Source organism: Thermanaeromonas sp. DSM 22490 (genome assembly GCF_056378755.1).
Genome location: NZ_JBJHHE010000002.1, coordinates 65,813 through 80,924, shown reverse-complemented (window position 1 = coordinate 80,924; position 15,112 = coordinate 65,813). Strand labels below are relative to the sequence as shown.

Annotated in this window: 15 protein-coding genes; 5 read left to right on the top strand and 10 right to left on the bottom strand. The window is 51.6% G+C overall.

Annotation, left to right across the window (positions count from 1 at the left end):
• Window positions 1–47: 47 nt before the first annotated feature.
• The 7 genes from AC1BI1_RS02010 to AC1BI1_RS01980 form a co-directional block, all read right to left on the bottom strand.
• The gene (locus tag AC1BI1_RS02010; RefSeq protein WP_476715593.1) at window positions 48–908 is read right to left on the bottom strand and encodes an FAD binding domain-containing protein; all 861 of its coding nucleotides are present in this window, start codon (window positions 906–908) and stop codon (window positions 48–50) included.
• Window positions 909–924: 16 nt separating this feature from the next.
• Window positions 925–1,914 carry a xanthine dehydrogenase family protein molybdopterin-binding subunit gene (locus AC1BI1_RS02005; protein ID WP_476715592.1) on the bottom strand — a complete coding sequence of 330 codons (990 nt, stop codon included), beginning with the start codon at window positions 1,912–1,914 and terminating at the stop codon, window positions 925–927.
• Window positions 1,915–1,946: 32 nt separating this feature from the next.
• The gene (locus AC1BI1_RS02000; RefSeq protein WP_476715591.1) at window positions 1,947–3,695 is read right to left on the bottom strand and encodes a molybdopterin cofactor-binding domain-containing protein; all 1,749 of its coding nucleotides are present in this window, start codon (window positions 3,693–3,695) and stop codon (window positions 1,947–1,949) included.
• Between the two features lie 6 nt (window positions 3,696–3,701).
• On the bottom strand, window positions 3,702–4,586 hold the full coding sequence (locus tag AC1BI1_RS01995) for a DUF6282 family protein (protein WP_476715590.1): 885 nt from the start codon (window positions 4,584–4,586) through the stop codon (window positions 3,702–3,704).
• A gap of 13 nt (window positions 4,587–4,599) precedes the next feature.
• On the bottom strand, window positions 4,600–5,754 hold the full coding sequence (locus AC1BI1_RS01990; RefSeq protein ID WP_476715589.1) for a 4Fe-4S binding protein: 1,155 nt from the start codon (window positions 5,752–5,754) through the stop codon (window positions 4,600–4,602).
• 107 nt (window positions 5,755–5,861) lie between these two features.
• On the bottom strand, window positions 5,862–6,545 hold the full coding sequence (locus tag AC1BI1_RS01985; RefSeq protein ID WP_476715588.1) for a maleate cis-trans isomerase family protein: 684 nt from the start codon (window positions 6,543–6,545) through the stop codon (window positions 5,862–5,864).
• Between the two features lie 139 nt (window positions 6,546–6,684).
• Window positions 6,685–8,319, bottom strand: coding sequence for a PucR family transcriptional regulator (locus AC1BI1_RS01980; protein ID WP_476715587.1), 1,635 nt, complete (start codon window positions 8,317–8,319; stop codon window positions 6,685–6,687).
• Window positions 8,320–8,511: 192 nt separating this feature from the next.
• On the opposite strand from AC1BI1_RS01980, the gene AC1BI1_RS01975 reads away from it, so the two are divergent.
• Window positions 8,512–9,030, top strand: coding sequence for a ferredoxin domain-containing protein (locus AC1BI1_RS01975; protein WP_476715586.1), 519 nt, complete (start codon window positions 8,512–8,514; stop codon window positions 9,028–9,030).
• Window positions 9,031–9,064: 34 nt separating this feature from the next.
• On the opposite strand, the gene AC1BI1_RS01970 is transcribed toward AC1BI1_RS01975, so the two are convergent.
• Together AC1BI1_RS01970 and AC1BI1_RS01965 are read right to left on the bottom strand one after the other, a co-directional pair.
• The gene (locus tag AC1BI1_RS01970; protein ID WP_476715585.1) at window positions 9,065–9,745 is read right to left on the bottom strand and encodes a metallophosphoesterase; all 681 of its coding nucleotides are present in this window, start codon (window positions 9,743–9,745) and stop codon (window positions 9,065–9,067) included.
• A 2-nt stretch (window positions 9,746–9,747) separates the two neighbouring features.
• On the bottom strand, window positions 9,748–10,764 hold the full coding sequence (locus AC1BI1_RS01965) for an isocitrate/isopropylmalate dehydrogenase family protein (RefSeq protein ID WP_476715584.1): 1,017 nt from the start codon (window positions 10,762–10,764) through the stop codon (window positions 9,748–9,750).
• Window positions 10,765–10,990: 226 nt separating this feature from the next.
• Between AC1BI1_RS01965 and AC1BI1_RS01960 the strand changes: the two genes are divergently transcribed.
• Genes AC1BI1_RS01960 through AC1BI1_RS01945 form a run of 4 tightly spaced genes read left to right on the top strand, consistent with a single transcriptional unit; the run spans window position 10,991 to window position 14,659 of the window.
• Window positions 10,991–11,275 carry an AbrB/MazE/SpoVT family DNA-binding domain-containing protein gene (locus tag AC1BI1_RS01960; protein WP_476715583.1) on the top strand — a complete coding sequence of 95 codons (285 nt, stop codon included), beginning with the start codon at window positions 10,991–10,993 and terminating at the stop codon, window positions 11,273–11,275.
• Complete coding sequence (locus AC1BI1_RS01955) at window positions 11,268–11,657, top strand: PIN domain-containing protein (protein WP_476715582.1); 390 nt, start codon at window positions 11,268–11,270, stop codon at window positions 11,655–11,657. The genes AC1BI1_RS01960 and AC1BI1_RS01955 overlap by 8 nt, the downstream gene beginning before the upstream one ends.
• Before the next feature lie 19 nt (window positions 11,658–11,676).
• Window positions 11,677–13,353 carry a hydantoinase/oxoprolinase family protein gene (locus tag AC1BI1_RS01950; protein ID WP_476715581.1) on the top strand — a complete coding sequence of 559 codons (1,677 nt, stop codon included), beginning with the start codon at window positions 11,677–11,679 and terminating at the stop codon, window positions 13,351–13,353.
• Window positions 13,346–14,659 carry a histone deacetylase family protein gene (locus tag AC1BI1_RS01945; protein WP_476715580.1) on the top strand — a complete coding sequence of 438 codons (1,314 nt, stop codon included), beginning with the start codon at window positions 13,346–13,348 and terminating at the stop codon, window positions 14,657–14,659. The genes AC1BI1_RS01950 and AC1BI1_RS01945 overlap by 8 nt, the downstream gene beginning before the upstream one ends.
• 77 nt (window positions 14,660–14,736) lie before the next feature.
• Here the strand turns inward: AC1BI1_RS01945 and AC1BI1_RS01940 are convergent, their stop codons facing one another.
• A complete protein-coding gene (locus tag AC1BI1_RS01940) occupies window positions 14,737–15,099 on the bottom strand; it encodes a YraN family protein (protein WP_476715579.1) in 363 nt (120 codons plus the stop codon).
• Between the last annotated feature and the right edge of the window lie 13 nt (window positions 15,100–15,112).

The following is a 15,112-nucleotide window of genomic DNA, read 5'->3' as shown; positions in this document are numbered from 1 at the left end:
CCCGGCAACGGACTGACCCAAACCTTCCATAAAGCATCGCTTCCTATTTAGGCTGTATTAGCTAACACCTGGAGACCGCGATTAATTAACACCTCCACCAGATGCTGCCGGTATTCCCGGCTTCCCCTTAATACAGAACTTCTGGGCCGGGCTATAGCAGCAGCCATCCTGCCCGCCTGGGCTATAATATCCTTGGTAAGAGTTTTGCCTACCAGGAAATCTTCCACTTCCTTTAAGCGCGTAGGCTGAGGCCCCACCGGCCCGGCGGCCATCCTGGAACCGGTAATAATGCCTTCCTCCAACATTAAAGCCACAGCTACATTTATGACCGGCAAAGCCAAACTTCGCCTGCGAGCTATCCGCTGAAAAGTAGACTTGTTATTAACCCTTAAAGGAACGTATATACCGGTCACAATGCTACGGGTACTGTCGACTTTGGATTCTCCCGGCCCAGTGTAAAGGTCTTCCACTCTTATCAATTGCCGGCTACCATCAATATGAACTATTTCTGCCTCTGCCTCTAAAGCCACCAAGGCTACAGCCGTATCGGCGGCAGGTTGCGCATTAACCACATTACCGACAACCGTGCCCACATTGCGAATTTGCACACTTCCCACTTGAGCTGCCGCTTCTGCCAGGGCGGTAGCTTTTTCCCTGATGAGTGGGCTATTTGCTGCGCGGCTATGGGTTACCCCGGCGCCAAGGTAAATTTTGCCTTCCCTCTCCTCGATCACATCCATGTCTTCGATACTGCGAATGTCTACCAGGTATCGCGCGTGTTTGCTCCCTTTTTTAAGATCGAGTATTAGATCGGTGCCACCAGCAATCACCCTTGCTTCACCGTTATGAGAGGCCAGAATTTCCAGGGCTTCCTTTAGCGTGTGGGGCCGGTAATACTCCTGCCACATATTCCCACCTCCCTGTCTAGTACCCCTTTTCCTTGAGCAACTGGCGAATTTTTTCCGGTGTGGCCGGCAACTCGGTAATTCTTATCCCCACAGCGTTATAAATAGCATTTATAATAGCCGGCGCAGTGGCTATGTTAGGGGGTTCGCCCACTCCCTTGGCTCCGAAGGGGCCGGTGGGTTCCTCTTCTTCTACAATTAAACTAACGACCTCGCGCGGGACGTCCTTAGCGGTGGGTATAAGGTACTCTGCCAGGGTAGGGGTTAAGGGTTTACCCCGATCTAGAATTACCTCTTCTATCAACGCATAACCCAGGCCCATGGCCACCCCGCCTTCAATCTGGCCTTCAATGGCTAAGGGGTTAATGGCTTTTCCTACATCGTGGGCAGCCACTACCCGCAAGACAGTTACTTCACCCGTCTCCGTATCTACTTCCACTTCGGCTGCTTGGGCGGCAAAGGTATAAGCCGCATAAGCATCACCTTGATTGGTCTCCGGGTCCACATCCGGCGTAGTGATGTTGTGCCATCCCCAGCCGATAAATTTACGGCCAGTGCGCCGGCAATGAGCAGCTGCCTCGGCCACCGTCAGCCGGGTTTTTTCCCCGTTATAGTACACTTCCCTGTTCCTAAAGGTAATGCCTTCTGGGTTAACCCCTAGTAATTCCGCGGCACTTTGGATCAGGCTCTCCTTCACTTCAGCCGCTGCCTTCTTGGCAGCATGCCCCGTAACGTAAGTTTGCCTGCTGGCCGTGCTGGGACCCGCATCAGGAGTAGTGGCCGTATCAGCGGTAAAAATTTGCACATCTTCAGGTAGAATACCCAATTCTTCTGCCACGATAAGGGCGATCATCTCCGTGGAGCCCTGGCCCATATCGGCGCAACCGCTCAAGACTGTAACCGTGCCATCTTCCCCCACTTCTACCGAAGCCGCAGAATTATCCGGGCGCCCAAAGCCGAAGCCCAGAGCGTACATCATACAGCCATAACCTATACCCCGTTTCTTCATCTGTTAATCACCCCCACCTTTAAGAAAGCCTCCTATAAAGGGTGAGCTTCTAAATATCTTTTCACTTCTTCCAGAGCAGCTTTAATGCCCACCCCGTGTTTTAATACATGGCCCGTACCCGTGCTCAATCCCGGCTCCAGGGCGTTTTTATATCGGATCTCCCAGGGATCCATCTGCAACTTTTCTGCCAGCAGGTCCATTAAAGACTCATGGACAAAAGCTGCCTGGACTACCCCAAAGCCCCGCATCGCTCCCGAAGGAGGATTATTGGTATAAACCGTGTAGGTATCCACCTTAATGTTAGGAATGTAATAGGGTCCGCTAAGGTGTAGACCGGCTTTTTTCACCACGTAAACACCAAGGGATACATAAGCGCCGGTATCCGCGTAGACTTCTCCTTCCAGAGCCAGCAATTTGCCTTCCCGGTTAGCTCCCAGGCGGGCTTTAATCACCATGGGGTGGCGCTTGGTGGTCGCCCGCATGGATTCTTCACGGGTAAAGCGGACCTTGACCGGTCGACCGGTTTTTAAGGCTGCCAGGCCGGCTAAAATCTCGGTGGTAATGTCGTCTTTACCGCCAAAACCTCCACCGGTAGTCATTTGTACAACCCTAACTTTATTAACCGGTAGGCCCAAAACAGGAGCGATCTGCCGCCGGTCCCGGAAAACATACTGGGTAGAAGTCCATACCGTGAGGTTACCGTGGTGGTCCAGGGCAGCTACGCTACACTCCGGCTCTATATAAGCATGCTCCACGCACTGGGTACGGAAGGTATTTTCTACCACCACCTCACTTTGGGCGAAACCGGCCGCAACATCTCCTTTCCTCACTTTCGTGTGTTGAACTAAGTTGCCCTTTTCATGGACCAAAGGCGCACCGGGCTTGAGCCCTTCTTCAGCGGAAAAGACACCGGGTAATTCCTCATAATCTACTTGGATAAGTCCCAAGGCTTCTTCTGCTGCCCTCTCGCTTTCCGCTACTACCAGGGCTACCGCATCTCCCAGGCAGCGTACTTTATCATCGGCTAATACGGGCTGGTCCAGGTAAACCAGGCCATAACGGTTTAGGCCAGGAACATCTTTAGCCGTTAGCACAGCCACTACGCCTGGTACCCTTTCGGCAGCCGAACAGTCGATCCCCTTAATTAACGCGTGGGGATAAGCGCTCCGCAACGCTCTCCCGTAAAGCATATTGGGTAAAGAAATATCATCCGCATATGTGGCTTTGCCGGTAGCTTTGTCTATGGCGTCACGTCGCCGGACTTTGCGGCCAATGACACTGTCATTTGGGGAGGAAGGATGTATTTCTCTCGGAGGTACTTGGCCGGAAGCCACTTTTACGGCTCGCACCATTTTCTGGTACCCTGTACAACGGCACAGGTTACCCGATAAAGCCTCCCTGATCTCCTCCTCCGAGGGCTTAGGATTGGCCAGGAGCAAAGCCTTGGCAGACATAATGGCTCCCGGCGTGCAAAAACCGCACTGGATAGCCCCTTCATCGATAAAGGCTTGTTGCAGAGGATCCAGCTCACCGTTCCGGGCTAAACCCTCTATGGTGACCACTTCACAACCATCCACCGCCACCACCGGAATAAGGCAGGAATTTACAGCCTGTCCATCGACCAAGACCGTGCACGCGCCGCATTCACCCTGACCGCAACCTTCTTTAGTGCCTGTTAGCCTTAGGGTCTCCCTTAAGAAACGGAGCAGCGTCAAATCAGCATCTACCGTAGCCGTTACCCGCTCTCCATTAACGGTCAAACTAACCTGGCGTTTAGACACCCCACTTCACCTCACTTCAATTCCTAATAGCTCGGCGGGTTTAGTGACCACCATCTGGCGGATTTCTTTTTCGGTTAGGCCTTTTTCATACAAACACTGGGCAAAAACTCGTAAGGATTCATGAGGCATGGGATTGTGCCTCTGACCGGCATCGCTGATTAAGACAGCATTTTCCACTCCGATAGTCTTTATGGCCGCAAAAATTTCTTCCACAGTAGCATAATGCCACATGGGAGAAACGGTACAGTAACCGAACTCAGCTATGGCTCCTAAAGCTACCAGTTCTTTCAATTGCTGAACGGACAGCCTAGGCACCTTAAAAAAGGGATGGGTGATCAAAATCTTTTGGACTTTTTTTTGGCGGGCGGCTTTGACGAGGGAATAAATTTCTTCAGGCGAAAGGTGACAGGTACCTAAGACGGCCTTGTATTTAGCGATCAGCTCTAACACTTCCCACGTATTCGGAGTAAGCTTCTTTTCTTCATCCCATATGGTAATTCCCAGCCCATCCCCTGCTGAGCCCGTATTCCCTCCCTCTTGCACATCATACTTGCCCCGGGAACCATGAACCTCGGCGTGGTAGGCCGCATCAATAGTAGGCATCCAGACCATTTTCCCGCCCATCTTTAGGGAGGCCTCCACGGCAGCCGGGTTAATGCCGCCCACGTAAGAGTTAAGGACTATACCGCCAAACACTTGAAATCCTTCTATCTGGCGCGATACTTCCCTGGCCCGCGAAACTGTACTTTCATGGTGGCATTTTATGACCATACCTCCCATCCCCGCCTGAGCCGCAGCTTGGGCCGCAGTATAATCGTCGCACAGCCGGGGAAAGAGACAGGGATAAGTATGCACGTGAAGGTCGATTGCCCCTTCGAGGCTCACCAGCATTTAAGAGAACCCCCTATTCCTTCAACTCAATGGCTCCAGCCGGACACCACTGGGCACAGAGGCCACAGCCATCACAGGCATCTCTATCCGCCCAGGTGCGGCCATCTTCCTGGTGAATGGCACCATAAAAACAGACCCGGGAGCAAATATCGCAATTCTTACAAAGATCCGGATTGATGGTGGCAAAGCGAGGAGGTTCCTGGGCCAGTTCTTCCACAGTTTTGATGTAGGGCAGGGCAATGCCGCGGAAATCCTCAATAGTGCGGTAGCCTTTGCGGTCCATAAATTCTGCTAATCCGCTCAATATCTTGCCTACTTTGCTCAAACCTTCCCACATAACGGCCGTAGCCAGCTGCACGGTAGTGGCTCCCAGCATAATATACTCTACTACCTCTCGCCAGCTGCTCACACCGCCCACAGCCGAAAGAGGGACCTTTACTGCCCGGGCTACTTCCGAAAAATGGCGCATGATTATGGGTTTAATGGCCGGACCCGTATAACCGCCATAACCCCTCAAATAAGGTTTCCCCGTCTCAATATCTACTCCAGCAAAAGAACGAATGGAATTGCTGATGGTAATGGCATCCACTCCTGCTTCTACCGCAGCCTGGGCAATTTCTACCATATCGGATACATTGGGTGTCAGTTTAACTGAAAGGGGGAGTTTAATGGCTCCCTTGGCCGCCTTGACCTGGCGGTAGGTTAATTCCGGATTTTTGCCGATATGCATACCTACGGTAGAGGCCGGCATAGGACAGGAAACGTTTAATTCAAAAAGGTCCACCAGACCGGTAGCTTCCACCTGGCTGGCCAGTTCGGCCGTCTGTTCGGGTTCCGGCATGGCCAGGATACTGGCGAAGATTTTAGCACCGCCTTCCCGGGCCAGGGCTAAATCCTCCGCGATCCATTCCTCACGGGTCTTGGTAGTAAATAATTCTAAGTTAACCATACCTATGGGGCGGTTGCCTACCCGGTAAAGAAACAGGCGCCCATTTCTTGGATGAACAGCCCAATCCTGAATAGGCCCTATTGTTTTAGGTATAACCGCACCAAAACCCGCTTCTCCGGCCTTCTTTAGCCTAAGACCATCCCAACCCGGCGTAGCCGAAGCAAGAACCAAAGGGTTGCGGAAAGTTACACCGGCGAAGTTCACCTTAAGATCTGCCACAGCAAGACACCTCTTTTTTATCTTTTTAGGGTATAGGTCATGACTTAAAATTCTCCGAATAAATTTAGTTACCTTTGGGCTAAAGGAACAATTATAAAATGTTTATCTTATGCGGCTGTACTCAATTGTTGCAGTATCTTCAAAGCTTGTTCAAGTGCAGCCTGGTTGCTGGTAACTACGGGCAGGCCGGTAAGGTATTCCAGCCGGTCCTTAATTTCCAAAGCACGGAAATTGGTACACGAAATAAAAATGCCGTCTACAGACAGCCCTTCTATGGTCTTTAAAGCAAGGGCCAGAATCTCCTCGGAAGGAACACTGGCAATAGCGAAATTATAATCTATTCCCAACCCGGCAATTACCACTACTTCTAGCCCATCGTCTTCTAGACTTTTCTGTATTCGTTGGTTTAGGCTTTCAACGTAAGGTGTTATAACGGCCACCCTTTGGATACCTCTTTGCTTTAAAGCCCCTCGCACACTGGCTACGGTGCTGATGGCCGGGCAACGGGCAGTAGCGCTTATTCGCCTGCATAATTCTTCATCATAAGCATTACCCCGTAGCGCTCCTGCCGAAGTGCAACCGAACACAATCGCATGAGGTTCTACCGTAGTCAAATCCTTAAGGGCGCGGGGGAAATGAATATCGAGCATCTCCTCTTCGCCCGCTACAGTGGTGTCCTTGAGGTACATACGCGCTACATGGAGGGTAACATGGTTGGGGAGATTGCGATAAAAATCCACTTCCATAACCGAATTAGAAGATGGTATTAATAAACCTAGCCGCTGGTACATCTGTCACTTCCCCCTGTGGTTGTCACTTGCCTTGCATTGTAGGTAGAATATTTCTACACTTCCTTGGGCTTTGCCTTTAGACTTATGGTACAAACAAATTACACTTTTATTGGACCTTGGGTAAAGCCACGCCTTTTATTTAAGGGGTTAGCTGAGCCAGTTTTAGAGCCAGCATTAAAGTAAATCTATTTTCCGCATCGTTTAAATTGAGGCCGGTAATTTCTTCTATCTTTTTAATCCGATATATAACAGAGTTTTTGTGGACAAATAAAGCCTGAGCTGTCTTACGTAAATTACCATCATTTTGTAAATAGCAGGCCAGGGTGGCTATTAAATCGGTTTTATTTTGAGCATCATAGGCCTGGAGTTTCCCTATATATTCCCGGCAAAAGTCATTGACCAGGGGCAGATCTTTAACGTTAAAAAGGATGCGTAAAGGCCCAAGCTCGGAAAAGAACACAGGCCGGCTATAATCACCCTTTTCCAGGGCTATCTTTAAAGCAACCTGTGCTTCTTCATAAGAAGTTTTAATATACTGCAGCCCCTCGTAGGTTCTGCCCACACCTATACCCAATTTCACTTTGGGAAATCGGACTTTAGTCACCTGCAAAATCTCGCAGAGGCGGTCAGAGAGTTCTTTTTCTGTCTCCGAATAAAAACGGAGTAGCCCTACGACCCGATTCCCCCTGCTAGACAATAAAATACCGCCGGGATGCCGGGAAAATCGAGATCGTAAAAGGTGAATCACTTCTGAATGAAGATTTACCTGATAAGAAGACATCTTATTTTCCGAATAAAAACCTATTATCATCACCGCCAAGCGTCCTGCCAGGTTTATGCCCAAGTGGGCAGCCCGCTTCATGGTTATTTCTATATTTTCTATCTTCCCCTGGAGCAGCTCATCCAGCAGTTCGCCCCGCAGGCGAATTTCCGTCTCGGCAACAGCTTTCTCCTTGGCAAACTCCAGAGCCACGATGGTAGCACCAGTTTCGATCCCTCTTATTTCCACATCGTCTAAATAGCGATTGCTTTGCAGGATGACGAGATAACCATCTATTCTTTCCTGGGAGGCTACCGGCACAACCACACTTTCTGGCAGATCCGGGCTTAGTTGCAGGAGGGTAGCTCGATGGGGAACCAACTCCTTTAATTCTTTAGGCACCTCATGGAAGATTCGTTCCAAAGCATGCTCCAAAACAAACAAGTCTTCACTATTGGTCAGGGACGGATAACCGGCTCCGAGACAGGTGCCATGACTAAAGATAAAGACAGGATTAGCCGTAAATTGGGCTAAAGACATGCATACCCCTTGTAACCCGGTGCCACCCAAAAGTACATTGAGGAGAAGATCATGGATTTCTTCAGCCCGCCGACGTCGGTAGAGTTGTTCATTAATCAATAATTCGAAGATGGGCAGCATAATGTCCATATAGGGCACATCGGGAGGCAGCTCCAGCAGGGGCAAACCAACCCTATCAGCATGTTCAGTCATATCCTCGGGAACCCTATGGAGATACTGGCCTGGTTTAATCCCGAAGGCAGCTACCCCTTTGCCCGCCAGATCATATATAATCCTCTGGCGCAGTTGAGGATTGTCTTTTAAAGCGTAACCGGCGGTGAGCAGGAGTTCTCCGCCTTTCATCCAGCGGGCTACCTCTGGAACTTCCATGATGTTTACAAAGGTTATCTCATTATCTAAACCCTGAAGACCGGCTACTACTTTAGCCCGGCGCAAAGGCCCAATATTCAAGGCTTGTCGAACATTAAGGGACATGCAGACCACCTCCAAGATAATATTCTTTGCTTAAAAATTTACTTCCTGCTTAAGTCTCCTTTTTAATCAAGTATCGACTGGGTTAAGCTAAGAAACTGGAAGGATTTTAAAACTGCCTTGCCGAAATATAAACCACGGGAGGCAAGTTTTCCGACTAATATACAATTCTTATAGGAGAGGAGCGATAAGTTAATGTCCAGCATTATGTTTACCGCTGCCGAACTCATGGCCGTAGCCGCCCGCACAGCTCCCAAGGCTGTCGGTAAGGACTTCGTAGTTCTGGAAATTCTTCAAGGCGACCAGTTGGAAAGGCTGGCGGATGCTATGGTCGAGTACGGGCGCCAGACCAACCGCAAGAATTTCGACCGGGACGGGGAAAACGTGAGGCGTTCCGCAGCCGTTCTGCTGATAGGGTTAAAGAACGCCCAAAAGACCGGATTGGATTGTGGTGCTTGCGGGGAACCCCGCTGCGCAGAACTAAAGGACTTACAGCCTGGCCCGGAGTTTGCCGGCCCTATATGCGCCTGGCGCCTGCTGGATTTAGGGATAGCCATAGGTTCGGCAGTCAAAATGGCCAGTATCCTCAATGTTGATAATCGCATTATGTATCGTATAGGTGTGGTAGCCAGGCGTCTGGGCCTCATTGACGCGGAAATAGCTGTGGGCATACCCCTCTCGGCTACCGGAAAAAACATTTATTTCGACCGTTAAATATAAAAGGTCCCTCACCATTCGAGGGACCTTCTCAGTTTAACCGCTCCGGTCTGAAGGCTAGGTGGTCTCCCGATACCAGATGAAATTCCATTCCCCAGTGGCTTCCCTCCAGGGCTTTTAAGCGGTCCTGGCCATGGAGGTGGGCGTAATAACAACGGTTAACGCCGTACTTGCGCATAAGTTCTACAAAAGCCGACAGCTCACCCGGCAGAGCTGGTGGAAAATGTAGCATTACTATTATGGGCTCTGTTCCCTGCCTGAGCCGGGCTAGTTCCTGCAGGGCCCTTTCCAGCCGCAGGGCTTCCCTCCGGTAAACCCTCTCGTCTGTCTCCGGGTTAAAAAGGGGATGGCCCGGCACCAACCAGCCGCGAGTACCGCAGATGGCCAATCCTTCTACCACTTCAGGTTTCAAGAGGTCGAAATCAGCATCCAAAATAGCAGCCCGCATCTTCTTCTCTGTTTGCCACCAGTAATCGTGGTTGCCTTTAAGCAGTCTCTTACGGCCGGGCAAACTTTTTAACAGCCGCAAATGGGGTAGGGCTTCTTCCAGGCGCATAGCCCAGCTAAGATCTCCCAGGAGGTAAACGGTATCCTGTGGTTGAACCACCTTCTCCCATTCCTGCACAATTCTTTGCTCATGATTCTCCCAGTCCGGTCCGAACAGGGACATATCGCGACCCAGATGCAGGTCTCCTAGGGCAAAAAGGGCCATTTTTATCCTCCTGTGCCTTGTTTCAGCCTCCGTGCAATGGCCTCCGCCATCTCCTGGGTTCCTGCCGTGCCACCCAGGTCGTAGGTCAAATATTTGCCTTCCGTCAAGACCTCGATAATGGCCTGCTGGATGCGCGCCGCAGCCTCCTCTTCACCCAGGTGCTCCAACATCATAACGCTGGATAAGATAGTAGCCAGAGGATTAACTTTATTCTGGCCGGCATATTTGGGCGCACTGCCATGTATGGGCTCAAAAACCGCGACCCCTTCGCCCAGGTTGGCTCCCGGAGCTACCCCCAGGCCGCCCACTAAGCCGGCGCAGAGATCCGAGAGAATATCGCCGTATAGATTGGGCAATACCAGCACATCGTATTGTTCCGGCTTTTGTACCAGCTGCATACTCAAGTTATCCACAATCCGGTCATCAGCTTCGATTTCGGGATAATCTTTGGCCACCTCATAAAAGCAGCGCAGGAAAAGCCCATCAGTAAACTTCAAAATATTGGCCTTGTGTCCCGCCGTCACCCGGCGCCGCCCTTTCCTACGCGCATACTCAAAAGCAGCCCGGGCTATCCTCTCCGAACCTTTACGGGTAATAATTTTTATGCTCTCCGCCGCCTCTTCGCCCACCATATGTTCTATACCGGCATATAAGTCTTCGGTGTTCTCCCTGAAAATTACCAGATCTATGCCCTGATAACGGGAAGGTACATTGGGCAAATTCCTAACCGGCCGCACATTGGCATAGAGATCTAACTCTTTGCGCAGGGCTACATTCACGCTGCGAAAACCGGTGCCCACAGGGGTGGTAATAGGTCCTTTCAGGGCCACTTTATTCCGCCTGATGGATTCCAGCACTTCCTCGGGCAGAACAGTGCCGTATTTATTTAGAGCAGCTTCTCCTGCCTCCACCACTTCCCACTCCAGCTGGGCCCCGCTAGCCTCCAGGACCCGCCGGGCGGCGGCAATCACTTCCGGGCCTGTCCCATCCCCAGGTATCAAAGTTACTACATGCCGCAAATTTTGCCACCTCCGCTAGCTAAAGCCATTACGCCTCTTATTATACGCAATTAAGTCTCCTTGAGCTAGTCCCCTCTACGCTAAGTTTGGCCCTTTTTGAGCAGTACCCGCCTCCACTAGTGTCCACCCTGATCGATAGCTTCCATCTCCTGCCTTTCTTGATTTTGCTTTACTAAGTATGATAAACTATAACCGGTAAAGCAGCTGGTAAGGAGAGATATTTTTTATGGAAACACGCATCTCTTCGAAAGGACAAATAACCATACCTTCGGAGATTCGACGCCAGTTAAAAATTCATACTGGTGATACCCTGCTGGTCAAAGCGTTGGGAGAAAACAGTATTATACTTGAGGTAAAAAGGAAGGTCTCAACTGGTAACCAGGGTACACGCGAAGATATACTCAAGGCTACGGCTGGCTTATGGAAAGATAGAACTGATCTCCATGAGGATTTCATTCGGGAATTACGTGAATCAGACCGCCGGCGCCTGGAGGAATTACTAGATGAATAGCATTATAATAGACTCAGACATCCTCATTGATCACCTTCGGGGCTTTCAGCCTGCCACTGATTTTTTATTGCGTATCTTTCAGGGTGAGTTTGCAGGCCATATATCTGTACTTACGGAAATGGAATTGCTGGCTGGCACTATGCCCAAGAAAGGTGAAAAAGAGCAGGTAGAGAGACTCCTGAAGCGTTTCAATCCCCTTCCTGTATCGTCTACTATTGCCCGGCGCGCCGGAGAGCTTTTGCGAAAATATAGAACCCATGGACTTACCCCGGTAGATGCCATTATTGCCAGTACTGCCTTAGACCTGAAAGTCCCGCTGGTGACGAGGAATACGAAGCACTTTGAGCCTGTTGAAGGGTTATTGACTCTAAAACCCTACTAAATCCGGAGGCGGCATACTCATGCTTATTGGCTTGGACATGGGCGGCACCCATACCGATGCTGTACTTATCTCCGGAGGCCGGATTATTCGCCACGTGAAGGCCCTTACCAATCCCGCCAATTTTTTGGCTTCCATCAGACAGGCCCTGGACTCCCTGCTGGAAAACATTGATCCTGCCGCCATACGGCGCATAAACTTGAGCACCACTGTGTGCACCAACGCTATCGTGGAAGGGAAAACGGAACCCGTGGGCCTGCTCCTTATACCCGGTCCGGGACTTAACCCTTCTTTTTTAACCTGCGGAAAAGTAAATGTAATTCTCCAGGGCAGCATTGACCACCGGGGCCGGGAAACCAGCCCCCTTAAACCAGAGGAACTGGAGTCCGCCAGGCGGCAATTCCAGGCTAACGGTATCCGCTGCCTGGCGGCAGTGGGAAAATTCTCCGTGCGCAACCCAGCCCATGAGTTAAGAATAGCTCAAGTTTTGGAAGGAAGCTATGATTTTATCACCTTGGGCCATAGGTTATCGGGCCGCTTGGCATTCCCCCGGCGGGTATATACGGCCTACCTGAACAGCTCCGTCTGGCGGGTTTATAATCAATTTGCCGAAGCAGTCCGGTCCTATGTAGAAAGTAAGGGTTTAAAGTTAGAGCCTTTTATGCTCAAGGCCGACGGGGGTACCTTAACTTTAGGCGCCGCGGTGAATACCCCCGTGGAAACTATTCTTTCTGGACCGGCGGCCAGCATCATCGGGGCTTTAGCCCTAGTACCGGCTGAAGAAGATTCCCTCATCCTGGACATCGGGGGTACCACCACGGATATGGCCTTCTGCGCAGGGGGTATCCCCCTTTTTGAACCTCAGGGCATACGCCTGGGGCCTTATCCCACTCTGGTGCGGTCCTTTTTCACCCACTCCCTGGGCTTAGGCGGGGATAGCTCCATCAAAATCATAGACGGGCGTATGGTCATCGGTCCCCAGCGCCAGGGCCCTCCGGCTGCCCTGGGCGGCCCCGCTCCCACCCCTACCGACGCCCTGATTACTTTGGGTCTGGTACAACTGGGAGAGGAAAGGCTGGCCAGAGCTGCTATAGAAAATCTGGGTAAGGCTTTAGGCTTATCCCTTAAGGAAACGGCTCAAAGTATCCTTGAAGAATTTGCCGTACGTATAGCCCGAACTATAAAACAGCTTCTCCACCACCTAAACAGCCGGCCTGTGTACACGGTCCGGGAAGTTTTGACCGAAAAGAAGCTGGAGCCGAGCCGGATAATTGCCGTAGGCGCTCCTGCTCCACTCTTAAAACCCTTCCTGGAAAAAGCCTCAGGCTTACCGGTAGAAGTACCTTCCCTGGCCGGGGTAGCCAATGCCATAGGCGCGGCTTTAAGCCAACCTACGGCCAGCCTGGCCCTCTTCGCCGATACCGAAAGGGGTATCCTGACTGTTCCCGAAATAGGGTGGAATGAGAACATTTCGCCTCATTTTTCCCTGGAGCAGGCGCGGCAGCGGGCCTTCGCTTTGCTGGAGCAGCGTCTTAAGGAATTGGGTTACACTGAGGGCGTTCCTGAGCTGGAAGTGATAGAGGAGCAAGCCTTCAATATGGTGCGCGGTTTTTACACTGTCGGCAGGAATATTCGCCTCAAGGTGCAGAATAAGCCATCCATTACCGGGTTGAAAGGGGGAACCTCCACCTATGCTTAAGGCTCCCCGCCGCCTGGGCCTGATATTCTTTCCGGCCTACGACTGGGCTATCTCTCCTACCCACCCGGAGCGGGAGGAGCGCCTCCTTTATACCCAGGATCAGGTCTGGGAAGAGGGTATCCTGGATATCGAAGGGATCACAGAATACCGTCCCCGGCTGGCAAGCACCAAGGATGTTGAGCGGGTTCACATCTGCGTTCCTGAGGTTAAAAGCCGAACGACAGAATCCGACCTCGTTGCCGCCGGCGGGGCTCTGGTGGCGGCTGACGCCGTCCTCCAGGGGGAAGTAGACCGGGCCTTCGCTATAGTACGTCCCCCCGGCCACCATGCCCAGCGCATTGTCTATGGCAACCGCGGTTTCTGCAATATCAACACTGAAGCCATTATGATCGAATACATCCGCCAAAAGTACGGGCCCAAACGCATTGCCATCGTGGACACTGATTGCCATCATGGTGACGGCACCCAGGATATTTACTGGCACGACAAGGAGACCCTCTATATCTCCATTCACCAGGACGGCCGCACCCTCTACCCGGGCACCGGTTTTTTGCCCGAGTTCGGCGGTCCCAATGCCTGCGGATATACCCTGAACCTCCCTCTACCCCCGGAAACCGGGGAGGAAGGATTCCTCTATGCCCTGGAAAATTTGATCCTCCCTGTACTCAACGATTTTCAGCCCGACCTGATTATCAACTCGGCGGGACAGGATAACCATTACACTGATCCCATTACCAATATGCGTTTCTCCGCCCGAGGTTACGCCAGGCTTACCGAACTCTTGCAGCCCCACATCGCGGTCCTGGAAGGGGGCTACTCCATTGAAGGCGCCCTCCCCTATGTCAACCTAGGCATCATCCTGGCCCTGGCGGGGCTGGATTATTCCTACGTCCGCGAACCCGATTACAGCCCGGCTAAAGTATCTCAGCCCAAGGAAATTACCGACTATATTGCCCACCTGTGCCGCGAAACCTATGCAGCCTGGCAGCAGCGCGAGGAAATACGGGCGCAGACTGCCCGGGGGCAAAAACAAATCACCCGCCAGCGCCGCGTCTACTACGACACCGAAGGGCTCCTGGAAATACAAAAGGAGACCACCTTAGTTTGTGAAGAGTGTGCCGGCCTTACCTGGATAGAGTCCCGCTGTTCAGAGCGGGGCGAGCATATTTTGGCCATCTTCATTCCCCGGGATGCCTGCCCTCGCTGCCGCCAGGAGGGCGAAAGGCTTTTCCGGGAGGCCGAACGGCGTAGCTATACCCGTGTGTACCTCCAGGACCGGCCGCGGGATATATTACTTAAGAAATGAAACCTATTTGAGGCTCAGGAGCGAGCGTAAACCAAGCAGGCCTAGAAACAAAGCCGGATATGGTTCAGCTGTATTACCTAAAAGGCGCCGCGTATCAGCTCTATGGCTGCCACCTCTCCTCTTTTATTCAGCCATACGGCCACCACATCAAATCGACAGGGCTGCCCCCATAATCCCCGGTGTTTTAGATAATAGTCCGCCAGCCGGCGCAAGCGATTTTGCTTGCGCCAGTCTACCGATTCTTGGGGGGTACCCATAAGATTCGAGGAACGAGTCCTGACTTCCACAAAAACTATATCTCCGCCCTCTTCGGCCACTATATCTATTTCGCCCAAACCGCAACGAAAATTTCTCTCCTTTAAGCGGTAACCTCTCTCCTGAAGAAAAAAGGCCGCTGCGGCCTCCCCCTGTTTCCCTCTCTGCCTTTTGACTAAAGTCACTAACGGGTACCTC